This window comes from Thioclava sp. F1Mire-8 (genome assembly GCF_002213165.1).
GTDB lineage: Bacteria > Pseudomonadota > Alphaproteobacteria > Rhodobacterales > Rhodobacteraceae > Thioclava > Thioclava nitratireducens.
On record NZ_NBNY01000001.1, the window covers coordinates 1,267,586 to 1,292,657 of the forward strand.

The 25,072-nt window shown below is 64.4% G+C and carries 18 protein-coding genes; 9 read left to right on the forward strand and 9 right to left on the reverse strand.

Annotated elements, in window-relative coordinates; translation table 11 throughout:
• Positions 1–9: 9 nt before the first annotated feature.
• Positions 10–1,926: an extracellular solute-binding protein gene (locus B6V75_RS05760; protein ID WP_088718993.1), complete on the reverse strand. Its 1,917-nt coding sequence runs from the start codon at positions 1,924–1,926 to the stop codon at positions 10–12.
• A gap of 151 nt (positions 1,927–2,077) precedes the next feature.
• Positions 2,078–2,626 carry a cytochrome c family protein gene (locus B6V75_RS05765; protein ID WP_075776052.1) on the reverse strand — a complete coding sequence of 183 codons (549 nt, stop codon included), beginning with the start codon at positions 2,624–2,626 and terminating at the stop codon, positions 2,078–2,080.
• A 206-nt stretch (positions 2,627–2,832) separates the two neighbouring features.
• On the opposite strand from B6V75_RS05765, the gene B6V75_RS05770 reads away from it, so the two are divergent.
• Positions 2,833–3,690 carry a prephenate dehydratase gene (locus tag B6V75_RS05770; protein ID WP_088718994.1) on the forward strand — a complete coding sequence of 286 codons (858 nt, stop codon included), beginning with the start codon at positions 2,833–2,835 and terminating at the stop codon, positions 3,688–3,690.
• Between the two features lie 12 nt (positions 3,691–3,702).
• Here the strand turns inward: B6V75_RS05770 and B6V75_RS05775 are convergent, their stop codons facing one another.
• Both B6V75_RS05775 and nudC read right to left on the reverse strand, forming a co-directional pair.
• Positions 3,703–4,170: an SRPBCC family protein gene (locus B6V75_RS05775; RefSeq protein WP_088718995.1), complete on the reverse strand. Its 468-nt coding sequence runs from the start codon at positions 4,168–4,170 to the stop codon at positions 3,703–3,705.
• A gap of 67 nt (positions 4,171–4,237) precedes the next feature.
• A complete protein-coding gene (gene nudC / locus B6V75_RS05780) occupies positions 4,238–5,269 on the reverse strand; it encodes an NAD(+) diphosphatase (protein WP_088718996.1) in 1,032 nt (343 codons plus the stop codon).
• 232 nt (positions 5,270–5,501) lie between these two features.
• Between nudC and B6V75_RS05785 the strand changes: the two genes are divergently transcribed.
• From B6V75_RS05785 to B6V75_RS05800, 4 genes are all read left to right on the forward strand, one after another.
• Positions 5,502–7,418 carry a 5'-nucleotidase C-terminal domain-containing protein gene (locus B6V75_RS05785; RefSeq protein ID WP_168174447.1) on the forward strand — a complete coding sequence of 639 codons (1,917 nt, stop codon included), beginning with the start codon at positions 5,502–5,504 and terminating at the stop codon, positions 7,416–7,418.
• Positions 7,419–7,592: 174 nt separating this feature from the next.
• Positions 7,593–8,606: an ABC transporter substrate-binding protein gene (locus B6V75_RS05790; RefSeq protein ID WP_088718998.1), complete on the forward strand. Its 1,014-nt coding sequence runs from the start codon at positions 7,593–7,595 to the stop codon at positions 8,604–8,606.
• Positions 8,607–8,678: 72 nt separating this feature from the next.
• Positions 8,679–9,467 carry an ABC transporter ATP-binding protein gene (locus B6V75_RS05795; protein ID WP_088718999.1) on the forward strand — a complete coding sequence of 263 codons (789 nt, stop codon included), beginning with the start codon at positions 8,679–8,681 and terminating at the stop codon, positions 9,465–9,467.
• Positions 9,467–10,228: an ABC transporter permease gene (locus B6V75_RS05800; RefSeq protein ID WP_088719000.1), complete on the forward strand. Its 762-nt coding sequence runs from the start codon at positions 9,467–9,469 to the stop codon at positions 10,226–10,228. The genes B6V75_RS05795 and B6V75_RS05800 overlap by 1 nt, the downstream gene beginning before the upstream one ends.
• 144 nt (positions 10,229–10,372) lie before the next feature.
• On the opposite strand, the gene B6V75_RS05805 is transcribed toward B6V75_RS05800, so the two are convergent.
• A complete protein-coding gene (locus tag B6V75_RS05805; protein WP_240496909.1) occupies positions 10,373–13,630 on the reverse strand; it encodes an efflux RND transporter permease subunit in 3,258 nt (1,085 codons plus the stop codon).
• Complete coding sequence (locus tag B6V75_RS05810) at positions 13,620–14,609, reverse strand: efflux RND transporter periplasmic adaptor subunit (protein ID WP_088719001.1); 990 nt, start codon at positions 14,607–14,609, stop codon at positions 13,620–13,622. The genes B6V75_RS05805 and B6V75_RS05810 overlap by 11 nt, the downstream gene beginning before the upstream one ends.
• A 200-nt stretch (positions 14,610–14,809) precedes the next feature.
• On the opposite strand from B6V75_RS05810, the gene serS reads away from it, so the two are divergent.
• Both serS and B6V75_RS18610 read left to right on the forward strand, forming a co-directional pair.
• Positions 14,810–16,099 carry a serine--tRNA ligase gene (gene serS / locus B6V75_RS05815; RefSeq protein ID WP_088719002.1) on the forward strand — a complete coding sequence of 430 codons (1,290 nt, stop codon included), beginning with the start codon at positions 14,810–14,812 and terminating at the stop codon, positions 16,097–16,099.
• Positions 16,100–16,222: 123 nt separating this feature from the next.
• Complete coding sequence (locus B6V75_RS18610; protein ID WP_157771566.1) at positions 16,223–16,396, forward strand: hypothetical protein; 174 nt, start codon at positions 16,223–16,225, stop codon at positions 16,394–16,396.
• Positions 16,397–16,479: 83 nt separating this feature from the next.
• Here the strand turns inward: B6V75_RS18610 and der are convergent, their stop codons facing one another.
• From der to B6V75_RS05835, 3 genes are all read right to left on the reverse strand, one after another.
• Positions 16,480–17,994 carry a ribosome biogenesis GTPase Der gene (gene der / locus B6V75_RS05825; RefSeq protein ID WP_075776062.1) on the reverse strand — a complete coding sequence of 505 codons (1,515 nt, stop codon included), beginning with the start codon at positions 17,992–17,994 and terminating at the stop codon, positions 16,480–16,482.
• Positions 17,995–18,043: 49 nt separating this feature from the next.
• Positions 18,044–19,366, reverse strand: a complete 1,323-nt coding sequence (locus tag B6V75_RS05830) for a PQQ-binding-like beta-propeller repeat protein (protein WP_075776063.1) — start codon at positions 19,364–19,366, stop codon at positions 18,044–18,046.
• 71 nt (positions 19,367–19,437) lie between these two features.
• Positions 19,438–20,115, reverse strand: a complete 678-nt coding sequence (locus tag B6V75_RS05835) for a hypothetical protein (RefSeq protein ID WP_088719003.1) — start codon at positions 20,113–20,115, stop codon at positions 19,438–19,440.
• Positions 20,116–20,312: 197 nt separating this feature from the next.
• On the opposite strand from B6V75_RS05835, the gene B6V75_RS05840 reads away from it, so the two are divergent.
• Complete coding sequence (locus tag B6V75_RS05840) at positions 20,313–21,491, forward strand: efflux RND transporter periplasmic adaptor subunit (RefSeq protein WP_088719004.1); 1,179 nt, start codon at positions 20,313–20,315, stop codon at positions 21,489–21,491.
• Positions 21,488–25,042 carry an efflux RND transporter permease subunit gene (locus B6V75_RS05845; protein ID WP_088719005.1) on the forward strand — a complete coding sequence of 1,185 codons (3,555 nt, stop codon included), beginning with the start codon at positions 21,488–21,490 and terminating at the stop codon, positions 25,040–25,042. The genes B6V75_RS05840 and B6V75_RS05845 overlap by 4 nt, the downstream gene beginning before the upstream one ends.
• Positions 25,043–25,072 lie beyond the last annotated feature (30 nt).

The following is a 25,072-nucleotide window of genomic DNA, read 5'->3' on the forward strand; positions in this document are numbered from 1 at the left end:
GGCGGTCGCTCAGAGCGCTCCGCTCGCTTTCAGTTTCTTGGCCTTGTCGGCGTCATACCACCAGAAATCCAGTTCTCCCAGAGCGTAGGGCGGCAGTTTTTCCGGGTGATCGTACATGTCGTAATAGGCAACCGTGTAGGTGGGCTTGAACCACTGCGGCACCCAGAAGCGCAGGGCGCGCAAGCTGCGGTCCAGCGCATGGACACGCGGCAACAGCTCTTCTTCTGTATTCGCCTCTTCGACCATGCGGATCATCTTGTCGATCGCCGGGTTCTTCAGCCCCATCGCGTTGAACACGTCATCGGTCGAGCCCGAGCCGAAATACTGCTGCAGGTTCGAGCCGGGGATTTCGTCCTGCCCCAGATGGGTGGTGATCATGTCGAAGTCGTGGCTGCGACGGCGGTTCTCGTATTCGCTGTCGTCGACGCGGTCCATTCTGGCATCAATGCCGAGCGCGCGCAGGTTCTGCACATAAGGGTTGATGACACGATCGAAGGTCTGGCTGTCGTTGAGGATCGCGACGGTCAGCTTCTCGCCCTTGTTGTTGCGGCGCATCCCGTCGTCGCCGACGGTCCAGCCCGCCTCTTCGAGCAGTTTCGCCGCCTTGCGCATGTTCTTGCGGTCGAGTTGGCGCTTGCCCGAGACCGGCTGGATCACCGCGTCGTCGGTCAGGATGCCGTCAGGCAGATCCTTGGCGAGCGGTTCGAGGATTTTCTTCTCCTCCGCCGAGGGCTTGCCCTGCGCCTGCAGCTTGGAGTTTTCCCAGAAGCTCTCGACCCGATCATAGAGCCCGTAGAAAAGCGTGTCGTTCGACCACTCGAAGTTGAAGACGAGACCGAGCGCCTCGCGGACGCGGATATCGTCGAATTTCGGCTCGCGCAGGTTGATCGCGAAGCCCTGCCCAGAGGCGATATTGCCGTTGGGCAGCTCCGCCTTCACGACCTCGCCCGACTGCATCGCCGGGAAGTCGTAGGCGGTGGCCCAGATGATCGAACTCGCTTCGTTGCGGAAGGTGTAGGTGCCCGATTTGAAGCCCTCGAAGGCCGACTGGTAATCGCCGAAATACTCGACGCGGATCTTGTCGAAATTCGAGCGGCCCTTGTTGATCGGAAGGTCCTTGCCCCAATAGTCGGGATTCCGCTTCCAGGTGATCGCGCGATTGCTTTTGACGCTGTCGAACATGTAGGGGCCCGAGCCGATGAAGGGCACCGGCGAGGTCTGCGACAGGTCGATGTTCTCCTTTTCGAACTGCGCCTTGGAGAAGATCGGCAGCGACGCAACCGATTGGATGATATCGCGGCGCGGGTAATCGGGCTGGAAGTCGAAACGGATGTGCTTGTCGTCGATCGCCTTAGCGGATTTGACCTGCTGGGCGATCACCGCACGGAAAGAGCTCAGCCCCTTGTCGCGCAGCTGCTCGTAGGAGAAGACCACATCCTGCGCAGTCAGCGGCGTGCCGTCGGAGAACTTGATCCCGTCGCGCAGGGTGAAGGTGACCCAATCCTTGCTCGGCGGATATTCGAGGCTTTTGCAGAGCAGGCAGTAAAGCTCGCCAACCGTGTCGGCGGTACCTTCCATCAACGACTCCAGCGGCACCGAGGACAGTGCGGCCGCTCGGCCCTGGATCGAATAGGGATTGTAGTTGTCGAAGCCGCCCGGCGCCCATTCCGAAATTTCCCCGCCCTTGGGCGCATCCGGATTGACGTAGTCGAGATGGGCGTAATCGGCGGGATACTTCAGATGCCCCAGCGTCGCGATCCCGTAGGAGGTGATCGTGTCGCTGCCCTGGGTGCTATCCTGTGCATGTGCGCCGAAGGCCAGCCCCGCCCAGATCAGACCCGCTGCAACCAGCCCGCTCAGCGCGCGCGGCGCCACCTGCGTCAAATCCAGATCGATCGCTTTACTCGCCACTCGCGCTTTTGCCATGCACTCCTGCTCCCTGCTCCAAAGCGTTTTCGCGTCTGCCTAGCTAAAAGCCTTAGCGCGCAGGGAGCAAGTTACGAATCTGTAAAGCACGGCGGGAAATGCAAAAGGCCGCCCAAAGAGGCGGCCTTGAGAGATTTCGAGAGGGCTTGCCTCAGTTCGAATGCTCTTGCAGGTAGGCAATCACGTCGTTGCGGTCTTCGGGCTTCTTGAGACCGGCGAAGGACATCTTGTTGCCCGGGATGAAGTCTTTCGGGTTGGTCAGCCACTCGTTGAGCGCTTCGAGCGTCCATTCGCCGCCATGGCTCTTGAGCGCGTCCGAATAGGAGTAATCCGCGACCGAAGCGATCGGGCGACCGACCACACCGTCGAGATGCGGGCCGACACCGTTCTTGCCTTCGAGCGAATGGCAGGCCTTGCACTTGCCAAAGATCTTCTCGCCCTTGGCGGCATCGCCGGTGCCCAGTTCGACCTGTGCGACTTGCTCTTCCTTCGCGGCGCCATCGCCTTCTTCCGGCGCGGCCAGTAGATCGCCGGGCGCTGCGGACATCATGTCCTTCATCGCGTGCTCGCTCCCGCCCGAAGCGTCGTGGCTTTCGCCGACGGTGTAGAGCGCGCTCGAGGCCCAGGCCGTAAGCAGGAAGAACAGCAACGCGCCCAGAAACGCGCCCGCCGCCTTGGTGAAGGTCATCGTGTTGAACATGTCTCGTCCCTGATATGCGTCGTCGTCCCGCGCATCTATCCGCACAGGGCCCTTTAGATCAAGCGAACTTTACCAGATGTGATCGGATTTCCGAAGAGTGACCGGGGGATGACGCAGCGTGAGCCCTCTGCGCCCCGGCTCTTCCCTTCCGCGCAGGCACGGGCTAGGCAGGGGCGCGAGACGAGATCAGTGCGGGGGGATTGCCCATGAGCAGCCAAGGACAAACGCCGAGAACCGGACGGATCGCTTTTCAGGGCGAGTTGGGCGCGTACTCGCATCAGGCTTGCCGCGACGCGCGTCCGGACCTCGAACCGGTCCCTTGCCGCACCTTCGAGGACGTGATCGCCTCGGTGAAGAAAGGCGACGCCGATCTCGCGATGCTGCCGGTGGAGAACTCCACCTACGGGCGGGTGGCCGACATTCACCGCCTGCTGCCGGAATCGGGGCTGCATATCCTCGACGAGGCCTTCGTGCGCGTGCATATCAGCCTGATGGCCCTGCCCGGCGTGGAGATCGAGGAGCTGGAAAAGGTCCGCGCGCATCTGGTGCTTCTGCCGCAGGCGGCAAGCTTCCTCGCGCGCTACGGAATCCGGGGCGAGGCCGCCGCCGACAGTGCGGGCGCGGCCGCCGAACTCGTGCAGGCACAGACCCGCAGCGTCGGCGTGCTGGCCTCCGACATGGCCGCCGAGACGTATGGCCTCAACATCCTCGCCCGGCATATCGAGGATCACGCGCATAACACCACGCGCTTCCTGATCATGGGCACCGAGCCCGACACCCGCCCGCGCGGCGAGAAGATGATGACCACTTTCGTCTTCCGGGTGCGCAACATCCCGGCAGCCCTCTACAAGGCAATGGGCGGGTTCGCGACCAATGGCGTGAACATGACCAAGCTCGAAAGCTACATGGTCGGCGGGCACTTCACCGCGACGCAGTTCTACGCCGATGTCGAAGGCCATCCCGACGATCCGGCGCTGGCGCGCGCGCTCGAGGAACTGGATTACTTCACCAGTTATCTGGAAATTCTGGGCGTCTACCCGGCCGCACCGGAACGCAAGAGCTGAGGGGGCCGGGCGTCAGGCGATCTTCTCGTGCTGACGCTCGATATCCTGCGCGAATTGCTCGATCCGTTCCTTGAAGCGGCGTTCGAGGTTGCCCTTGCCGAGCTTGGCCGACTGGATCATCAGCCGCGCGCCGAGACTGCGCGGCTTCAACTCCAGCCCCACCTGCAACCGCGTCCGGGTTCGCGACAGATCCGTGAGATCGAAATCCATCACCGCCTCGAAACTGTTCGAGACGCCCTCGTAGACGATCAGTTCCGGCACTTCGAAACGCGTCACATCGGTGATCATCTGGCGCTGCTTGCCACGAAAACGGAAACCGATATCCCAAGACATGCCTGCACCCGGTTCGTTCAGCGTATCGAGCCGTTTCAGCGTGATCCCGCGGCGCATCGCCACCCGCTCGAAGCTCCCGAAATCCGCGAGCCGTCCGAAGACGAAACCGGCGGGCGCGGAAATATCGGTGCGGGTCGACAATTTCATGAGACGAATTCCTCGGATCAGCAGTCAGGGCACCGGGGAGCGGCGCGCCGTGCGCGGCAAACTGGCCTCATTCCAGCCGATCTGCAAGCCACTCGCGCATCAGCCAACCGGCGATCGCGCCCTGGCGTGGCGCGGATATCTCAGGGTCGCGCCCAGCCACAACCTGCAGCAGACGCTCCCGGTTGATCCAGCGTGCATCGGCGATCTCGACCGGGTCGATGGTGATCTCGGTGGTCGTCGCCACGCCGCGACACCCCAGCATCAAAGAGGCCGGGAACGGCCACGGCTGCGAAGCGACGAGAGAGACCTCCCCCACTTCGACGCCGCTTTCCTCGAACACCTCGCGGCGCACGGCGGCCTCGACCGTCTCTCCCGGTTCCATGAAGCCCGCGAGGCAGGAATACATCGTCTCGGGCCAATGCGGGCCGCGCCCCAGCAGGAGCCGGTTGCCGTCGGTGATCAGCATGATCACGACCGGGTCGGTCCGCGGAAAATGGTGCCGCTCGCAAACCGGGCAGCGCCGATGCCAGCCCGCCTGTTCGGACTGGCTCTCGGCACCGCAGGTGGAGCAGAAACGATGCGTCCGGTGCCATTCCACGAGCCCGCGCGCGGTGGCGGCGATCTCCGCCTCGACCGGGCTCAGAAACCCCATCCGGCCACGCAGCTCGGCGAAGACGATATCGTCGGGCAGATCGGGATGGCGCTGCTCGGAGGCGTCGAAGAATGCAGCCCCATCGGGCCGTTCGCCATCGGGCTCGAAAGCCGAGACATCGCGGGAAAACAGAGCACACCCGTCGTGGCACCCGAGGAAAATCTCCGGTCCCGGCATCGCCTCGAGCGCCGCCTCGCCCGCGCGCAGAAGGCGCAGCCCCTCGGGCCCGAACAGCGGACGCCCGCGCCAAAGCGCAACCACCCGCGCCGCTTCGCCTGCGCGCAGCTCCGCGAGCCGCTCTGCATCGCCCCGCAGATGGGCCGCCCGCTCGAGCGCACCCGGCGCTTCCGCAAAGGCCAGCCCCCGCGGATCGAGCACGCGTCCTTGAGACAACCGGGCGGGTTGAGAAATCGGCGGTAGCGCGTCGGCGAGGGAATCGGGCGGCATGAAAAACTCCTGCGGATCGCCCTACCCATGCCACGGGCCGCCAGCCGGAGACCAGTGCCGATCAGGTGACGCGCAAGCCAGAGCCGCCACGTGCCCGGACCTCGCAAACGCGTTACGTCAATTTAAAACTTGGCAAACGACCGACCTCTACTCTAGCTTGCGTGTGGGACACACGACCGCCAAGGGGCGGCATTTAAACGATAAAAGGTCAATTACGGGCCAAGGGGATCACATGGGGAAACTGTCTGACCGGGATTGGCCCGGCCAGTTTTCGGATCAGCGCGTCACACTCGCGCTGAGGGTTCTTGAGACGACCGATTTGCATGGTCAAGCGCGGGGCTACGATTACTTCAATGACCGCCCGGCCCCGCGCAGAGGCTTGGCAGCGCTGGCCTCGGAGATTGCGCAAGCGCGCAGCGAAGCCCCGAACTGCCTGCTGTTCGATTGCGGCGACTTCCTTCAAGGCACGCCCCTGACCCAGCTCTGGAGCGAGCCGGGAGAGACGGCGGACAGCCACGAAGGCGAAAATCCGATGATCGCGGCAATGAACGCTTTGGGCTACGACGCGGCCGCGCTTGGAAATCACGAATTCGATTTCGGGCTGGCGTCGCTCGAGCGCGCTCTGGAAACCGCGGATTTTCCCACCGTCTGCGCCAATCTGCATGCCTCGTCGGATACGCCGATCCGGCCTTGGGCGATGATCGAACGCCGCTTTGCCGACAGTCACGGTACCGAGCGACATCTGCGGGTCGCAGTGATTGGCGTGCTGCCGCCGCCCAGCCTTGCGTGGCTCGAGACGCGACCCGAGGCCGAGCTTTCGACCTCCTCACTTCTGGAGGCGATGAAGGCGCAGCTGCGTCTGATCCGTGCAGCCGGGGCCGATCTGGTCGTCGCCCTCGCCCATACGGGGATTTCTCCGCTGCCGCTGGATCAGAACGCGCCGCAAGGCTCGGCCCCCGCCGCCGAGCGGGCGGCAGTCACGATCGCGCAGCTCGACGGGATCGACATCGTGCTGGCTGGGCATGACCACCTGCGCTTTCCCGATCCCTCTCGTCCGAGTTTCGCGGGGATCGATCCGGTTCTGGGCACGCTTCACGGCAAGCCCGCGCTCAACGCCGGGGCCGGCGGGACGCATCTGGGAGTGCTCGATCTCGTTCTGGAAAAACGGAAGGAAGGCTGGGCACTCGCGGCGCACCGGGCGGAGTTGCGCCCAGCGCAGGGCGAGAGCGGGCCGGACAGCGCGGCCGTGCTTGCCTCCTCGGCCCGCGCCCATCGCCGCACGCTCGATCACATCCGCCGCCCCATCGGCACCACCGCGGAGCCGCTGCACAGCTATTTCACCCAGATCGCGCCGGACCGGACACTCGCCCTGACCATCGCGGCGAAACGGCGATATGCCCGCGAAAAGCTCGCTGGACGCCCCGAAGCGGACCTGCCCCTACTCGGCGCTGCGTCGAGCTTCAAATCGGGCGGTACGGCAGGCTCTGCGCATTTCATCGACATCCCTGCCGGCCCGCTGCGGATGAGCCATCTCGACGACATCTACCTGTTCAACAACATGGTCGCCGCGGTCGAACTCAGTGGCGCGGAACTGCGCGACTGGCTCGAACAGGCGGTCTCGATCTACAACCAGCAGCGCGCCGACGGGCGGTTGCGGATGCTCTGCGATTTCGCCTTCGCGAGTTACCATTTCGACGTGATCGCGGGGCTTACCTACGAGATTGACCTGTCGCAGCCACCGCGCTTCCGCCCGGATGGCAGCCTGAACACGGCCGCACGGGGACGCATCCGCGACCTGCGCCACGAGGGTGCCCGCGTCAGTGATACAGACCGGTTCATCGTCGTGAGCAACGATTTCCGCCTCTCCGGCGGCGGCGGGTTCAAGCAGCGGGGTCGCCCCGTCTCCCTCGCTCCGGAGCCGATGCGCGTGCGCGACCTGCTGCTGCAGGAAATCGATGCGCAGCAAGGACCGCTCCGCATCGACGCGCCGCCGATCTGGCGGTTCGCTCCCCTGCCCGGCGCGCGCGCCTTGTATCATACGGGCCCCGGCGCATCGGCCTACCTGTCGGAGCTCGCGCAAGTCGGATTGCAAGCCGAACCCGGACCGGTCGATGCGAACGGGTTCCTTCCACTCGAGATCGCCCTCTGAGGGCGCGCCGCTGCCGCGCTTAATTTTCTTGCATTTGCGCAGCACCCCGCACAAAACTTAATCACGGAACCGTGAGCGACCTGCCAACTCACATGGCACACGCGGTTTGAGTTTACCGCCGCGCGCCGCCGGTCAGGATCGGGGCGAAAACGGATTAACCAAGTGAGGGATATCATGCTGCACATCAAACCGGGACTTTTCGCGGCGCTCGCGCTCGGCCTCTCGGCCACGCTGGCACAGGCCGAAACCAAGATGCCTTTCGCGCTGGACTGGAAATTCGAAGGCCCCTCGGCGCCCTATTTCCTCGCTATCGACGAGGGGTTCTACGGCGAGGCCGGGCTGGAGGTCGAAATCTCCGAGGGCAAGGGCTCGCTCGACGCGATCCCGAAAGTGGCAACCGGCGCCTATCCGGTGGGCTTCGCCGATATCAACTCACTGATGAAATTCCTCGACCAGAACCCCGGCGCGCCCGTCACCGCCGTGATGATGGTTTATGACAAGCCGCCCTTCGCGGTGGTCGGCCGCAAGTCGCAGGGCGTGAACGAGCCCAAAGACCTCGAAGGCAAAGTGCTGGGCGCGCCGCCCCCGGATGGGGCCTGGGCACAGTTCCCGATCTTCGCCAAGGAAGCCAGCCTCGACATGGACAAGATCAAGGTCGAACCGGTCGGCTTCCCCACGCGCGAGCCGATGCTGGCCGAGGGCAAGGTCGATGCAGTCACCGGCTTCTCCTTCTCCTCGACGCTCAATCTCAAGCGTCTGGGCGTGGGCATGGAGGACCAGTCGGTGCTGCTGATGGCCGATTACGGCGTGGCGCTTTACGGCAACGCGATCATCGTGAACACGGATTACGCGAAGGCGCATCCCGAAGAGATTACCGGCTTCATCAAGGCGACCGCCGAGGGCTGGAAAGCCGCTATCTCTGATCCGGGCAAGGCGATCGACGCGCTTCTCAAGCGCAACCCCGCCGCAGACAAGGATCTGGAGACCGAGCGACTTCAAATGGCAATCGATGCCAATGTCCTGACCGATTACGTGAAGGAAAATGGCATGGGTGGGATCGACGCGGACCGGATGGCCACCGCGATCGAGCAGACGAAAACCGTCTACGAGTTCCAGAACGCGCCCGATGCGGCTCTCTATTTCGACAGCACGTACCTGCCCGACGCGGCAGAGCGGAAGATCGACTGATCCGACATCCTTCAGGGGCGGGCGCCGCGGATGCACCCGTCCCTATTCTCTGCCTTCTCGCGCCGGACCCTCATGGAAAATCTCATCGACATTCGCGGCGTGACCCACGCCTATCAAACCAAGCATGGCCCCCTGCCCGTGCTCGACCAACTGGACATCCGCGTACCGCAGGGCGAGTTCTGCGCCGTGGTCGGCCCCTCGGGCTGCGGCAAATCCACCCTCACCCGTCTGGTGGCGGGGCTGATGAAACCCGACCGGGGCGAGGTCTGGCTTCATGGCGAGAAGGTCACCAGCCCGCGCAAGACCGTCGGCATGGCGTTCCAGAACCCGGTGATGCTGGAATGGCGCTCGATCATCGAGAACGTGATGCTGCCTCTGGAGATCGTGGCTCCGGGCATGGCGAAATCCGAGAAGGCCGCGCGCGCCGAGCACTTGCTGGAGATGGTGGGCCTGAAGGGGTTCGAGACCAAGCGCCCGTCGGAACTGTCCGGCGGGATGCGCCAGCGCGCCTCGCTCTGTCGCGCCATCGTGCACAAGCCGGATGTGCTGATCATGGACGAGCCCTTTGGCGCGCTCGACAATTTCACCCGCGAGGATCTGTGGCAGACGATGCGCGACCTGCGCGCCGCCGAGCCTTTCACCGCCGTTCTGATCACCCATGACCTGCGCGAGAGCGTGTTCCTCGGCGATCAGGTCATCGTCCTCTCGGGCCGCCCGGCGCATACGCAATACGTGCTGGATGTGGACCTGCCGAAGGATCGCACGATCGACGTTCTCTACGAGCCGAAAGCCGTCGAAATGCTGCATCTCCTGCGCGACCAAATCCGGATCGCGCAGGGCCGCGACGAGGGGGTACACTGATGGACGCCAAGAAGATCTTCACCCCGATCCTGTCGATCGTCGCTTTCCTCGCGATCTGGGAATTCATCGTCTGGGCGAATGGCTGGCCGAACTACGTCATGGCCTCACCGTCGGACCTGCCCGCCGCCTATATGCGCTACTGGAACCTGTTCCTGATCGATAGCTGGCAGACGCTATGGCGGACGGTAGCAGGGCTTGCGATCTCGATCGTGTTTGGCACCTTCCTCGGCATGCTCATGGGCTTTTCGCGCACCGCGCGCGATGCACTTTATCCGCTTCTGGTAGGCTTCAATGCGGTGCCGAAGGCGACAGTCGTGCCGGTGCTGGCGCTGCTGTTCATCGGCGCGCATGACTTCAACACCGTGCTTATGGCCTTCATGATCTCCTTCTTCCCGATCGCCGTGTCAGTAGGGATCGGCCTGTCCACGCTGGAGCCCGAATATCGCGATATCCTCGGCGCGCTGGGGGCCTCGAAATTCACCATCTTCCGCAAGATCGCCCTGCCCAAAACCCTGCCCGAGTTCTTCGGCGCGTTGAAAGTCTCGGTGACGCTGGCCTTCATCGGCACCAACCTCGTCGAGATCATCTCGCCCCACGGCAAGGGCCTCGGCGCGCTGTTCCTGTCGGGCCAGACCAACGGGGATTACCCGCTGATGTTCGCAGTGCTGATCGCCTTGGCCTTCCTCGGGATCCTTCTCTACTACGCCGTCGTCGCGCTGGAGAAGTTCTTCGCAGGCTGGGCTGAGCGGCAACCGGGTTAAGGGGCTCTGCCCCCTCGGGCTTCGCCCTCACCCCCGGGATATTTTCGCCAAGGCGAAGGAGGTGCCGCTCCGCCATCCGACAAAGAAAACCGCCCGCACGAGAGAGACGTGCGGGCGGCTTTGTGTTTCAGGTCGGTGACCGGATCAGGTCTTGAAGATCCGGTAGATCGCCGGGATCACGAGCACCGTCAGCAGGGTCGAGCTGAGCAGGCCGAACAAGAGCGAGATCGCAAGACCCTGGAAGATCGGGTCGGCCAAGATCACCACCGCACCGATCATCGCCGCGATCGCGGTCAGCAGGATCGGCTTGAAGCGGATGGCCCCCGCCTCGATCAGCACCTCGGTCGGCGATTTGCCCTCGTGGCTGCCGTGGCGGATGAAGTCCACCAGCAGGATCGAGTTGCGCACGATGATCCCCGCCAGCGCGATGAAACCGATCATCGACGTGGCCGAGAACGGCGCGTGGAAGATCCAGTGGCCCAGCATGATACCGAGGAAGGTCAGCGGCACCGGCGTCAGGATCACCAGCGGTAGCCGGAACGAGCCGAACTGCGCGACGACGAGGATGTAGATCCCCAGCAGCGCCACGGCGAAGGCCGCGCCCATATCGCGGAAGGTCACCCAGGTCACCTCCCATTCGCCGTCCCACAGAAGCGTCACGTGGCTCTCGTCCTGCGGCTGGCCATGCAGCGACACGACAGGCTTCTCGCCTTTCGGCCAATCCATGTTGTTGATTGCGTCATCGACGGCAAGCATCCCGTAGAGCGGAGCCTCGAACTTGCCGGCGAGTTCCGCGGTGACCATCTCGGCCTCGCGCCCGTTATGGCGGAAGATCGGATAGGACGCCTTCTCCTTGTCCACGCTGACCACGTCGCCAAGCTCCACGACGCCGCGCGCGCCGGGCAGGACGTTGGCCGGGATCGGCGTCGAGAGCGTTTCCTCGTTCATCACCTTGTTCGATTTCGAACGCTCCATCACGATCGGGATCGGCTGGCGCTCCTGCCCGCGATGGGAATAGCCCACGGTGGTCGAACCGTTCAGCATCCCGAGCGTGTCCCAGACATCGCCTTCGGAGACCGAATAGAACTCCAGATCGTCGGAATTGACCGTGGCGCGCAGCTTGTCGGGCTGGATGCCGAAGCTGTTATCCACGTCGACGATATAGGGCACCTGCTTGAAGGCGTCCTCGATCCGGCGGGCCGCGTCACGGCGCGCCTCGGGCGTGGGGCCATAGACCTCGGCCAGAAGCGTCGCGATCACCGGCGGACCGGGCGGCGGTTCGACCGTCTTCAGGCTCGCGCCTTCGGGCAGCTTGATCGCCTTGATCTTGTCGCGGATCTCCAGAGCGATCTCGTGGCTGGTGCGATCGCGTTCCCCTTTCGGCGCGAGTTGAAGTTCGACATCGCCCTGATTGGGCTGCGCACGCAGGTAGTAGTGGCGCACGAGCCCGTTGAAGTTGAACGGCGCGGAGGTACCCGCATGGGTTTGCACCGAGAGCACCTCGGGCAGTTTGGTCACGATCTCGGCCACCTGCTGGGCGACCGCATCCGTACCCTCGACCGAGGTGCCCGCAGGCATATCGACCACGACCGAGAGTTCGGACTTGTTGTCGAAGGGCAGCAGCTTCACCGTGACATGCTTGGTGTAGAGAAGCCCCAGCGAGCCGAAGGACAGCACCGACACGACCAGCAGGAACAGCCCCGAGCGCGCTTTCGTTTTCAGGATCGGGCGCGCCACGACGCTGTACATCCGGCCGAGCCTGCCGCCGGCATGTTCACCGCCATAGGTGTCGTCATCGCCGTGATGGCCATGCAGCTGCGCCTTGCCCGCGACCTTCACCATCAGCCACGGGGTGATGATTACCGCCACGAAGAAGGAGAAGATCATCGCCGCCGAGGCCACCGCCGGGATGGGCGACATGTAAGGCCCCATCAGTCCCGACACGAACAGCATCGGCAGCAGCGCGGCCACAACGGTCAGGGTCGCGACAATGGTGGGGTTGCCCACTTCGGCCACGGCCTCGATCGCCTTGGTCACGCGCGAGCCCGGCGTCTTCATCGCCCAGTGTCGCGCGATATTCTCGATCACCACGATGGCGTCATCGACGAGGATACCGATCGCGAAGATCAGCGCGAAAAGCGACACGCGGTTGAGGGTGAAGCCCATGATATAGGCGGCAAACAGCGTCAGCAGGATCGTCACCGGGATGACCACCGCCACCACGATGGATTCGCGCCAGCCGATCGCCAGCAGCACCAGACCTACGATAGAGATCGTCGCGAGGCCAAGGTGGAACAGCAGCTCGTTTGCCTTCTCGTTCGCTGTCTCGCCATAGTCGCGGGTGACCTTCACCTCGACATTGTCGGGGATCAGCTGGCCATGCAGCTCGTGGATGCGGTCGAGGATATGCTCGGCCACGACCACGGCGTTGGATCCCGCCCGCTTGGCGATGGCGAGGGTGACGGCCGGCGTGCGCTCGATCTTGCCGTCCGCGTCGCGCTGGACGTTCGAGACGATATGATCCGAGGCATCGGGCACGTAGGAGACCTTCGCGACATCGGCGACATAGACGGGGCGATTGTCGCGGGTGGTCAGCAGGAGCCCCGCGATCTCGGAAGGCGCGGTCAGCGTCTCGCCAGCCGAGAGGCTGATCTGCTTGCCCTCATGGCGGATATTGCCGGTGTTGAAAGCGCGGTTCGCCTGCGTGACCTTGTTCGACAGCTGCTGCAGCGTGACCCCGTAGAGCGCGAGCTTGTCGGGCTCGGGCTCGATACGGATCTCGCTCGTTGCGTCGCCCACCAGATAGGTCAGGCCGACATTCTCGATTTTCGTGACCTCGGTCTGCAATTCGCGCGCGACGCGGGTGAGTTCATCGCTGTCGACCTGCGCGCCGTCCTTGCCGGTCAGCGTCAGCGAGACGATCGCCACATCGTCGATCCCGCGACCCACGATCACCGGATCGGGGATACCCTTTGGGATCCTGTCCATGTTGGCGCGGACTTTTTCATGCACGCGCAGGATGGCGGCATCCGAAGAGGTGCCGACCTTGAAGCGCGCCATCACGAGCGAATAGTCGTCCTGAGTGCGCGAATAGACGTGTTCGACCTCGTTGATTCCCTGCACGATGGTTTCCATCGGCTCGGTCACCAGCTTCATCGCGTCCTGCGCCTTCAGACCCGGGGCCTGCAGGTGGATATCCACCATCGGCACGGAGATCTGCGGCTCTTCCTCGCGCGGCAGAGAGATCAGCGCGACCAGACCGACCGCCACGGCGGCGAGGATCATCAGCGGCGTCAGCGCCGAGCGGATGAAGGATTTCGTCAGACCGCCCGCGATACCCAGCTTGCCGTGGATTTCGTCGTCCTCGGGCATCTCCGGCCCGGTGCCTTGGTTATTGCTCATCGTTCGGCACCACCGTGTCGCCGGCGTTCAGACCGGTAAGAACTTCGACCATGTCCTTGCCATCGCTCGTGACATGCACCCCCGGCACGACCGTACGCAGATAGGTGCCCCCCTCTTCCTTCACGCGGACAAAATCGAGCCCCGTGCGGTTGAAGACGTATCCCTGCGGCACGAGAAGCGCCTCTCGCTCGCCCATCGGCAGCTTCACCAGAAGCCGCGCGCCGACGAAGCGCGAATCCAGATCGGGCACTTCCACATCGGCCTGCACCCGGCCACCCTCGATCTCAGGGTAAATCTTGGCGAGCTTGCCCTCGATCTCCTTCCCGTCGGGATCGGTGATCAGGATCGTGTCGCCGGTGTGCAGCGTGTCGGCGTGGCGCTCGGGGATCGACAGACGCAGGAAAAACCCGCCGCCGCCGATCGTCGCGATCGTCTCGCCGCCCATGATGACGGCATCCTTGGTGACCGGAACGGTCACGACCTTGCCGTCGATCGGCGCCGTAACGGTGCCGAATTCCTGCTGCTGCTCATAGACCTTGCGCTGCGCTTTCTGCGCCGCGATCTGGCCCTCGTAGACATTCACCTGCGTCTGCAACTGATCGACATTCTGCGAAGTCGACACGCCGCGGGCCTGCAATTCCTGCCCGCGCTTGAGCTCGGTCTTGGCATTCTCCAGCTGCGCTTCGAGCGCATTGATCTGCGCATCAACCGCGCCGATCTGATAATCGAGCGTCTGGTCGGTGATCTTGCCGATCTCCTGACCGGCTTTCACCTCGTCGCCCTCGGTCACGTCCAGCGCGGTGATCGTGCCGGAAATCCGTGCACGCGCCGCGATCGTGTTCTTCGCCTCGACCTGCCCATAGACAGATTTCCAATCGGTCACGACCTGCGGTTCGACCGTGATCGCCCCGTCCTGCGCCAGCGCGATTCCCGGCAGGATCAACGCGGCGAATGCCAATGGCAGAAGCTTCAACGTCATCTCGGGTTCCCTTCCCTTACCAGCGCGCCCCTGCGCCTGCGGTTTTATATTCCGGTTATTGAATATGTATTCACCCGACAGAATACAAGCACCGCACAGTTTCTATTGCCTTGACCTGTGTCATGGCCGCATCGCCGGGGGTTTTCGCTTTCACTTTCATGCGCTAAAGCCGTTCCCGCAACAGTCTTGGAGATGGTGAGATGCACGATATCCGCGCAATCCGCGAAAACCCCGAAGAATTCGACGCGCAACTGGCGCGGCGCGGGCTCTCGCCGCTCTCGCGCGAGATTCTCGCAATGGACGAAGCACGCCGCACGGCGATCCACGCAGCCGAGACCGCGAAAGCCGATCAGAACGCCGCGTCGAAGCAGGTCGGCGCCGCGAAGGCGAAGGGCGACGAAGCCGAGTTCGAGCGCCTGCGCGCGCTGGTGGCCGAGAAGAAGGCCGAAGTGGCGCAGATGCAGACCGAGGCGGGCGAGCTTGACGCGAAGGTCCGCGATTTGCTGATGACTATCCCGAACCTGCCGCTGGCCGACGTGCCCACCGGCGCGGACGAGGACGAGAATGTCGAGGTCAGCCGCTGGGGCACGCCGCGCGCGTTCGCCTTCGACCCGAAGGAGCATTTCGAGCTGTCCGCCGTGGGTGGCGAGATGGATTTCGAGACGGCGGCGAAACTGTCGGGCTCGCGCTTCGTTGTACTCAAGGGCGGAGTCGCCCGCGTCCACCGGGCGCTCGCGCAATTCATGCTCGACCTGCATGTCGACAAACACGAGCTGTCAGAGAACATCACCCCCGTGCTGGTGCGCGACGAGGCGATGATGGGCACCGGCCAACTCCCGAAATTCGCCGAGGACAGCTACCAGACCACCAATGGCTGGTGGCTGATCCCCACTGCCGAGGTCACTCTGACGAACTACGCCAATGGCGAGGTGATGGAGGCCTCCGCCCTGCCCCAGCGCATGTGCGCCCATACCAACTGCTTCCGTTCGGAGGCCGGCTCCGCAGGCAAGGATACCTCGGGCATGCTGCGTCAGCACCAGTTCGAGAAAGTCGAGATGGTCACGCTCTGCACCCCCGAGACCGCCATCGACGAGCACGAGCGCATGACCAAATGCGCCGAGGCGGTGCTGGAGGCGCTGGAACTGCCCTATCGCCGCATCGTGCTCTGCACCGGCGACATGGGGTTCGGCGCGCAGAAAACTTACGATCTCGAGGTCTGGCTTCCGGGGCAGAACACCTATCGCGAAATTTCCTCGGTCTCCACCTGCGGCACCTTCCAGGCGCGGCGGATGAACGGGCGCTACAAGCCCGAAGGCGGCGGCAAGCCCGAGTTCATCGCGACGCTCAACGGCTCGGGCCTCGCGGTCGGGCGCTGCCTGATCGCGGTGCTGGAGAACGGTCAGGAAGAGGACGGCTCGGTCACCCTGCCCGCCTGCCTGCACCCTTATCTGGGCGGCAAGACGCGGCTGGTGGACGGGAAACTGGTCTGACGCTGCGACGCGGCGACGCGAGACTCGGGGCGGGAACGTTGTTAACGTTTCCGTGTACGAAGTGAGTCGCAGGGGAAACTGCATATGTCGGTAACGATCACGCGTAAGCGGGACAGCGTCTTGATGACCCGCATCCTTGAGATCGGCGAGGACCAGATCCCCGAGCAGATCATTGCGATGCGTCGGGAAAAGACGCTCTCGAAACTGATGGCGGAGATCAATGCGGGTGCGCTCTCGGGCTCGACCGAGGAGCGCGCGCGCGCCCGGGCGGCGCTCGATCGGCTGGGCTTTCTCTAAGCCGCGTCCACATCGCCCGAATTAGAAACGCCCGCCGGAGTCTCGATATCCTCCGGCGGGCGCTTTCATTCCAGCTCAGTCGCTTACTCGCCCTTCTTCGCCTCGCGCGCTTTACGCGCCGATTCTTTGTGGGCGGAGCGCTTCTTCGCATCGACGTGCTTTTTCAGACGCGACGGGATCGACTTCTTGCGATCCTTGTAAGGGTTCGTCTTGCCCTGATCGCGCATGTAGAGGCGGATCGGCGTACCCGGCATGTCGAAGCTCTCGCGCAGGCCGTTGATCAGGTAACGCTCGTAGCTCTCCGGGATCTTGTCGGTATGGGTCGATTTCACCACGAAGCCCGGCGGACGGGTCTTCGCCTGGGTTATGTAGCGCAGCTTGATCCGGCGACCGCCGGGCGCGGGTGGCGGGTGCGCCTCGGTCATCGCGGTCAGCCAGTTGTTCAGCTTCGCGGTCGGCACGCGGCGGTTCCAGACCTCATGGGCCTTCAGGATCGCATTGTGCAGCCGGTCGAGTCCCTTGCCGGTCTTGGCCGAGACGGTCACCAGCGGCGCACCCTTGAGCTGCGGCAGCAGGCGTTCGAACGCTTCGCGCAGTTCCTTCAGCTTCTCGGGCTTGTCTTCTTCGAGATCCCACTTGTTCGCGGCGACCACGACCGCACGGCCCTCGGTCTCGGCGAAATCGGCGATCCGGAGATCCTGCGTCTCGAACGGAATATTGACGTCGAGCAGCACCACGACCACCTCGGCGAAGCGCACGGCGCGCAACCCATCGGCCACGCTCAGCTTCTCGACCTTGTCGGTGACGCGCGCCTTCTTGCGCATCCCCGCCGTGTCCCAGATCCGCATAGGCGTGCCCATGAAATCGGCCGTGACCGAAATCGCATCGCGGGTGATGCCTGCCTCGGGGCCGGTCAGCAGGCGGTCTTCGTTCAGAATCTTGTTGATCAGCGTAGACTTGCCCGCATTGGGGCGTCCGATCACGGCAAGCTGCAGCGGTTTCGTGGCGGAGGGCGGCTGGTAGGCGGGAATGTCGCCTTCCTCAAGCTCCTCGTCGATGACCACATCCGTGACCGGCGCGTTGGCGGCATTGCGCTCGGCGAATTCGTCCGCCAGCGGCACCAGCGCGGTGTAAAGATCGTCCAAACCTTCGCCGTGCTCGGCCGAGATCCGCAGCGGCTCGCCGAGACCAAGGCTCCATGCCTCCATCGCGCCGGCATCGCCTGCCGCCCCTTCGGCCTTGTTGGCCGCGAGGATCACGTTGGCGTTCTTCTTGCGCAGGATATCGGCGAAAATCTCGTCGGCCGGCGTCACGCCCACGCGCGCGTCGACCATGAACAGGCAGATATCGGCCTCTTCGACGGCGCGTTCAGTCAGGCGCCGCATACGGCCCTGAAGGCTGTCGTCTTCGGCCAGTTCCAGACCGGCCGAGTCGATCACGATGAAACGCAGATCTCCCAGACGCGCATCGCCCTCGCGAAGGTCACGCGTGACGCCGGGCATGTTGTCGACAAGCGCGAGTCGCTTGCCGACAAGCCGGTTGAACAGCGTCGATTTTCCGACATTCGGGCGGCCCACGATGGCCAGGGTAAAGCTCATGATGCCCTCCTTGGGCGGTCGTAAGCGGCCCCCTTACACCCTAAAGGGCTCACTGAAAAGCGTGCAGTTTCCCATCGCCGCCGACGACGTAGAGGGTGCGCCCCGCCACGACCGGATCGGTCGCAGCCCCGCCCGGGATCTTCGCCTGGCCGATGAGGCTGCCGTCGATCGGGCTGAACACGCGCAGAACGCCGTCGGAAGACGCGACGAACAGCTTGTTGCCGGCAAGAACGGGCCCGTAGCTCGCGACGATGTCGCGCTGACGCTTCGGCTTGTCCTTGGTGTAGTACGGCAGATCCTTCGACCAGATCTGATCGCCGGTCTTGGCATCAAGCCGCACGATCTTGCCCTGATCCGAAACGAGGAAGATCGAGCCGCCCGCAACCTGCACGGGGCTGTTGGCCCCTTCGGTCGCGGTCCAGATACGATCGCCGGAATTCACGTCGAAGGCCGCCAGCTTGCCCGCCGAGGAGCCCGCGTAGACGGTATCGCCCACCACGACCGGATCGCCCGTCAGATCGACGATATTGGCATAGCCCACGCCCGGACGTGCGCCCGGCACTTTGGAGTTCCACATCTGCATCCCGCTTTGCGGCAGAACGCCGCTCAGGAAGCCCGAGGAGAACGGGAAGATCACCATGCGGTCGGTCACCGCGGGCGAGGAGACGCCGGTCATGCCCGAAGCGGACGGCGCACCCGGCACCTGCCAGATTTCCTTGCCGTCGCTGGCGCGGATCGCCCAGGCTGAGGAGTCGCGGGCGACCACGTAGACCACGCCATTCTTCACGGTCGGCGCACCGCCGATGCCTGCGTCGAAATATTGCCGCCACTTGATGCCGCCGGTGGCCGCGTCGATCGCGACGAGCTCGGCGAAATCGGACGTCACGTAGACCGTGCCGTTGGCATAGGCGATCCCGCCGCCCGAGGCGTCGCCCTCGCGGTCGCCGGGCGGCGTGATGTCGGCCTGCCAGACGCGCCCGCCATTCGTCGCGGTTGCGGTGACGCGGGCCTGGCTGTCTAGGGTGTAAATCTTGCCACCGCCCACGATCGGATCGGCGGTGATGCGGTAGCGGCGCGCATTGCCCGCACCAATATCGGCGGACCAGACCGGCGTCGTGCCGTTTCCGATCGCCGCGTTGAACAGGCTATGGGTCGCGGAACCCGCACGTTGCGGCCATTCTGCATTGCTCACCTGACGTGGAAGCGAGATCGGCAGCGACTGCTGGGCGGGCGCATCAGCCAGCGGCAGCCCTTCTTCGGCGCGCAGCGCGTCGCGGGGCGAGAGACGCTCGCCGGGGAGGATGGTTTCCTTGGTACAGCCTGCCACGAAAGCCGCCACACTCAGCACGCAGATCGTCTTGCTCAGCTTCACGCCTGTTCCCCCTGCCTGTCTCGGCTCTCTTGCAGCTCCTGCGCATCCGAAAGGCGCGCCGGTTCAACCCTTTACTCTTGCGGTGCCGGAGCGCCCTGCCCCGGCTGGGTCGGCACTTCGCCACCCAGCGCCACAATCAACTCTGTCGCGCGTTGTTGCAAGCCCGGCGTGAGGCCGGCGTCCTCAAGAATCTGCTGAGCGATCGAGATTGCGCCCTCCTTGTCGCCCGAGGACAGGGCCGCCGCCGCCTGCTGCTCCATTGCCAGAAGGCGGTAAGGCGCTCCGGGGGTGGCCAGTTCCTGCAGCGTCGCGTCGCGTTTGGCGGCGTCCATCTTGTCGCCCGCCGCGATCACCGCCTTGAGCTTGGCGAGATCGCTGATCGAAGCCGGCAGCCCCGGCTCGGCGCTGACCGCATCGAAGAACTTGATCGCCTCGTCGGGCTTGCCCGCCTCGATAGCGGCGTCGCCCTGCATGATCTTGAGAACTGCTGCGCGGCCCGGACCGTCGGGGGTAATCTTCGCGAGGTCCGCGCCCGTGGTGTCGCCGTTGACGGCAGCCATCACCTTATCGCCGAAGGCGCGCGCCTCGGCTTGCGTTTTTTCCTTCTGCCACGCGTTCCAGGCGGTGCCGCCGACGATCGCGATGATGATCACCGCGCCGATCCAGCCCCATTTCTTGAACGCCGCCCAGAGCTTGTCCTGACGCACCGCCTCGGTGACTTCGTCGATGAAACTGTCGGTATCACTCACGCGCGGGTCTCCTCGTAGCTTTGGCGCCCCTCTTACACGGCTCCCCGGGCGCTGCCAAGGGCCGCACGGACCGCTCCGGTCCGCGCATCGCTGAGGAATGCAAGCCTTGAGATCACGCCTCGCTCTCGGTAAGTTGAACTCTGCGGTTCAGTCCCCAATTAAGGCGGAACGCCGCGCCCATTTACAGGAGCCCGCCGATGCGTCCGGTCCCGATCCTCAACGCGATCCTCGTTCTTGTCGCGCTCTACCTTCTGGTGTTCGAGCGCGACCGCCTGATGGGCTATCTCGGCGATGCCGCGACGCCTGCCGAGAAAGCGCAGCAGGTAGAGGAGACCGGCACCCCCGCCGTGCCGGTGCAGGCGATGGTCTCGACCGCGCAGCCGCTCGACCAAGGCGTTCTGACGCGCGGGCAGACCGAGGCTGCGCGCCGCGTCGAAGTGCGCGCCGAGACGACGGGCAAGGTGATTTCCGAACCGCTGGGCAAAGGCGCGCAGGTCGAAAAGGGACAACTGCTGTGCAAGCTCGATCCTGGCACGCGCCCGGCCGCACTGGCCGAGGCGCAGGCACGGCTGACCGAGGCCCGGCTGAACGCCACCGCCGCCGAGAGGCTGAAGGAAGGCGGCTACCGCTCTGAAACCGCAACCGCTTCCGCGCAATCGGCGCTCGAAGCGGCTACCGCCGCCGTCGAGGCCGCGCAGACCGAATTGGCGCGGCTCGAAATCACGGCGCCCTTCGCCGGGCTGATCGAGGAAGATACCGCCGAACTTGGCTCGCTACTCTCGGCGGGCGGGCTTTGCGCCACCGTGATCCAGCTCGATCCGATCAAGCTGGTCGGCTACGTCCCTGAGACAGAGATCGACCGGGTCAAGGCCGGCGCGATGGTCGGCGCACGGCTTGCGACCGGGCGCGAGGTGATGGGCAAGGTCACCTTTGTCTCGCAATCGGCGGATGCCGCCACGCGCACCTTCCGGATCGAAGCCGAGGCGCCCAATGGCGACCATTCAATCCGCGAAGGGCAGACGGTCGAGATGATCGTCGCCGCCGACGGGACCAAGGCACATTTCCTGCCCGCCTCCGCGATGACACTGAACGATCAGGGCAAGCTGGGCGTGCGGCTGGCGGTGGACGGCTTGGCCCATTTCGCCCCGGTCGACTTCCTGCGCGACACGCCCGAGGGCGTCTGGCTGGCGGGCCTGCCGGAAAGCGCCACGGTGATCGTGGTCGGGCAGGACTACGTCACCGAGGGCTCGCCCGTGGCCGTGACCCTCGTCGATCACGCGCCGGGCGATGCGGCCAAAGACACGCCCGACCCCATGACGCCCGCCCCGCAAACCGATGGCGGTGCCGCAGACGCCACCGACGGGGCCGCGCAATGACCGGCATCGTCGATTGGGCCGCGGCGCGCGCGCGGATGGTGATCGCCTTCGTGGCGATCTCGATCCTCGCGGGGCTGACCGCCTATCTGAGCCTGCCCAAGGAGGGCGAGCCGGATATCGAGATTCCGATGCTGTTCATCTCGGTCCCCTTCCCCGGCATCTCGGCCACCGATTCCGAGAAGCTGCTGGTCAAGCCGATGGAGACCGAACTGGCCGGGCTCGACGGTCTGGACAAGATGACCGGCATCGCGAAGGAGAATTACGCGGGGCTCATGCTCGAATTCGACTTCGGCTGGGACAAGACCAAAATCCTCGCCGATGTCCGCGACGCGATGAACACGGCCGAAGCGAAATTCCCCGACGGCGCGGAGAAATATTCGATCAACGAGATCAACTTCTCGGAATTTCCGATCGTCGTGGTGACGCTGTCGGGCAATGCGCCCGAGCGCACCCTGCAAAAGCTCGCCCGCGAGTTGCAGGACGAGGTCGAGGGGCTGGAGCCAGTGCTGGAAGCCCAGATCGCAGGCCAGCGCGACGAGATGCTGGAAGTGGTGATCGATCCGCTGAAGCTAGAGGCCTATAACGTCACTGCGCCCGAGTTGATCAATGTCGTCCAGGCCAACAACCAGCTGATCGCAGCGGGCGAGGTCGAGACCGATGGCGGCGCGTTTTCGGTGAAGATCCCTGCGACCTTCGAGACCGCGCAGGATGTCTACGCCCTGCCGGTGAAGAAGAACGGCGAAAGCGTCGTGACGCTCGGCGATCTGGCCGATATCCGCCTGACTTTCGAGGATCGCACCGGCACCGCGCGCTTCAACGGCGAGCCGACGGTGGCGCTGCAGATCGTCAAGCGCAAGGGCTACAACGTCATCGACACGGTGGACCTGCTGCGAAAGACCGTGGCCGAGGCGGAAAGCCAGTGGCCCGAGCCACTGCAACGCGCGGTCGATGTCGGCATCTCGCTCGATCAGTCGAAAACCGTGGGCGCAATGGTCAGCCAGCTCGAAGGCTCGGTGCTGACCGCGATCGCGCTGGTGATGATCGTGGTGCTTGCAACGCTGGGCACGCGCTCTGCGCTCTTGGTGGGCTTCGCGATCCCGACGTCGTTTTTGCTGACTTTCCTGCTGCTGGGCGCGATGGGCGTGCCGATCTCGAATATCGTGATGTTCGGCCTGATCCTCGCCGTGGGAATGCTGGTCGATGGTGCGATCGTGGTGGTGGAATATGCCGACAAGCGTATTTCCGAGGGCTCCGGCCCGATGGCCGCCTATACGGAAGCCGCGAAACGCATGTTCTGGCCGGTCGTTTCCTCCACCGCGACGACGCTCTGCGCCTTCCTGCCAATGCTGTTCTGGCCGGGCGTGCCAGGCGAGTTCATGGGCATGCTGCCGGTCACGATCATCTTCGTGCTCTCGGCCTCGCTGGTCGTGGCGCTGATCTATCTTCCTGTCGTGGGCGGCGTCGCGGGCCGCGTGAGCCGACGACTGGATAACGGGGCCGCGCACCTCAAAGGGCGCCCCTATTGGCTGCGCCTGCTTCTGGCCGTGGTCTCCGCCGCACTCGTGTTCCTCGGCGCGCTGCTGACGCTCAACCCGGCCTTCTTCACGGGCACGCATACCGCCTCGGGCGATCTGCTGGCCTCGCTGCCCGGCGTGATCCTCTTCGTGCTCGCGGCGATGCTCAGCTCGATCACCTTCACGGCGGCCAAGCCCCAAGGCAAACCGAAGCCCATCGATGCGGGGTATCGCCGCCGCCCCTTCGGGCATTTCACCGCCGCCATCGCAGGAAATCCGGTGATGCCGCTGATCGTGGTCGCGGTGATCGTGGCGGGCGTATTCATGACCTTCGGCTATTACGGCAAGAACAATAACGGCACCCAATTCTTCACCGATAGCGAGGTGGAACAGGCGATCGTCTATATCCGCGGTCGCGGCAACCTCTCGCTGACAGAGAAGGACGCGCTCCTTCAGCAAGCCGAGAACATGGTGATCGGCACGCCCGGCGTCGGCGCGGTCTTCTCCTTCGCGGGCGAAGGCGGGCTGAACCAGAACACCGGCGGCGCGCAGACCCCGCGCGATACGATCGGCCAGATACAGATCGAGATGATCCCCTGGGAAGAGCGCAAGAACGATCCTTCGCTCGATGGCGATGTGGTGATGGAAAAGATCATGGCAAAGATCGCCACCATCCCGGGGATCCAGTCCGAATATCTCGCGCAGGATCGCGGGCCGTCCTCGGGCAAGCCGATCCAGCTGCGGCTCGAGGGCGATGATTTCGCCGCGCTCGATCAAGCGGTGCGGAAGGTCGAGGCGCATATGGCGCAGATGAAAGGCGTGACCGACATCGAAGACACGCGCCCCCTGCCCGGTATCGACTGGGTGATCGACGTGGACGTCACTCGCGCGGGCCGCTTCGGCGCGGATGTGGCGACCGTCGGCGGCATGGTGCAGCTGGTCACGCGCGGCATCCTGCTCGACACGATGCGCGTACCATCGTCGGACGAAGAGATCGAGATTCGCGTGCGCCTGCCCGAGGAAGACCGGGTGCTGTCGACACTTGATACGCTGAAGCTGCGCACCTCCGAGGGGCTGGTACCGCTTGCGAATTTCATCACTCGAACCCCGCAGCCGAAGATCGGGCAGATCGACCGGATCGACCAGACCCGCTTCTACGACATCAAGGCCGGCGTTCAGGAAGGGCTCACCAACGAAGACGGGCAGCCGATCACAAGCAACGAGCGGATCGCGGCGCTTGGGAAGTGGCTCGAGACGGAGGCCGCGCTGCCGCCGGGCGTCAGCTACGAATGGTCAGGCGATCTGGTCGAGCAGAACGAGAGTCAGGACTTCCTGATGACCGCCTTCGGGGGTGCGCTGGCGCTGATGTTCGTGATCCTGCTCGCGCAGTTCAACAGCTTCTACAATTCGGTGCTGGTGTTGCTGGCGGTGATCCTGTCGACTGCGGGCGTGCTGATCGGGATGCTTGTGATGGGCCAGCAATTCTCGATCATCATGACCGGCGTGGGCATCGTCGCGCTGGCCGGGATCGTGGTGAACAACAACATCATCCTGATTGACACCTATCAGGAATTTTCGCGCTACATGCCCGAGATCGAGGCGATCATCCGCACCGCCGAAGCCCGTCTGCGGCCGGTACTGCTGACAACCATCACCACGATGGCGGGGCTCGCGCCGATGATGTTCGGCCTGTCGCTCGACTTCTTCAATGGCGGCTATTCGATCGACAGCCCGACCGCGCTTTGGTGGAAGCAACTGGCGACGGCGGTGGTGTTCGGGCTCGGCACCGCGACGGTGCTGACGCTTGTGCTGACGCCCGCGCTGCTTGCGCTTCGCGTCTGGTTCAAGACCGGCGCCTACCGCTCGACGCGCGCGCTTTCGGCGCTGATGCAAGGGGCTGACAGCCGGGCTGCGCGCGATCTGGCGCTGGAGCGCGCGATGCGCAAGATGCGTGGCCGCGAGATCATCTGGGACGAGGATGCGCCCGAAGGCGGCGTGAAGCCGCATCTGGTGACACGGCCCGACGCGGCGGAGTGAAGCTGCGAAAATGCCCGGGCCGCGCCCGAC

Bases quoted from the DNA above. Each gene is read 5' to 3' on its own strand.
- B6V75_RS05760 (WP_088718993.1), bottom strand. From the start codon at position 1,926: ATGGCAAAAGCGCGAGTGGCGAGTAAAGCGATCGATCTGGATTTGACG.
- B6V75_RS05765 (WP_075776052.1), bottom strand. From the start codon at position 2,626: ATGTTCAACACGATGACCTTCACCAAGGCGGCGGGCGCGTTTCTGGGC.
- B6V75_RS05770 (WP_088718994.1), top strand. From the start codon at position 2,833: ATGAGCAGCCAAGGACAAACGCCGAGAACCGGACGGATCGCTTTTCAG.
- B6V75_RS05775 (WP_088718995.1), bottom strand. From the start codon at position 4,170: ATGAAATTGTCGACCCGCACCGATATTTCCGCGCCCGCCGGTTTCGTC.
- nudC (WP_088718996.1), bottom strand. From the start codon at position 5,269: ATGCCGCCCGATTCCCTCGCCGACGCGCTACCGCCGATTTCTCAACCC.
- B6V75_RS05785 (WP_168174447.1), top strand. From the start codon at position 5,502: ATGGGGAAACTGTCTGACCGGGATTGGCCCGGCCAGTTTTCGGATCAG.
- B6V75_RS05790 (WP_088718998.1), top strand. From the start codon at position 7,593: ATGCTGCACATCAAACCGGGACTTTTCGCGGCGCTCGCGCTCGGCCTC.
- B6V75_RS05795 (WP_088718999.1), top strand. From the start codon at position 8,679: ATGGAAAATCTCATCGACATTCGCGGCGTGACCCACGCCTATCAAACC.
- B6V75_RS05800 (WP_088719000.1), top strand. From the start codon at position 9,467: ATGGACGCCAAGAAGATCTTCACCCCGATCCTGTCGATCGTCGCTTTC.
- B6V75_RS05805 (WP_240496909.1), bottom strand. From the start codon at position 13,630: ATGAGCAATAACCAAGGCACCGGGCCGGAGATGCCCGAGGACGACGAA.
- B6V75_RS05810 (WP_088719001.1), bottom strand. From the start codon at position 14,609: ATGACGTTGAAGCTTCTGCCATTGGCATTCGCCGCGTTGATCCTGCCG.
- serS (WP_088719002.1), top strand. From the start codon at position 14,810: ATGCACGATATCCGCGCAATCCGCGAAAACCCCGAAGAATTCGACGCG.
- B6V75_RS18610 (WP_157771566.1), top strand. From the start codon at position 16,223: ATGACCCGCATCCTTGAGATCGGCGAGGACCAGATCCCCGAGCAGATC.
- der (WP_075776062.1), bottom strand. From the start codon at position 17,994: ATGAGCTTTACCCTGGCCATCGTGGGCCGCCCGAATGTCGGAAAATCG.
- B6V75_RS05840 (WP_088719004.1), top strand. From the start codon at position 20,313: ATGCGTCCGGTCCCGATCCTCAACGCGATCCTCGTTCTTGTCGCGCTC.
- B6V75_RS05845 (WP_088719005.1), top strand. From the start codon at position 21,488: ATGACCGGCATCGTCGATTGGGCCGCGGCGCGCGCGCGGATGGTGATC.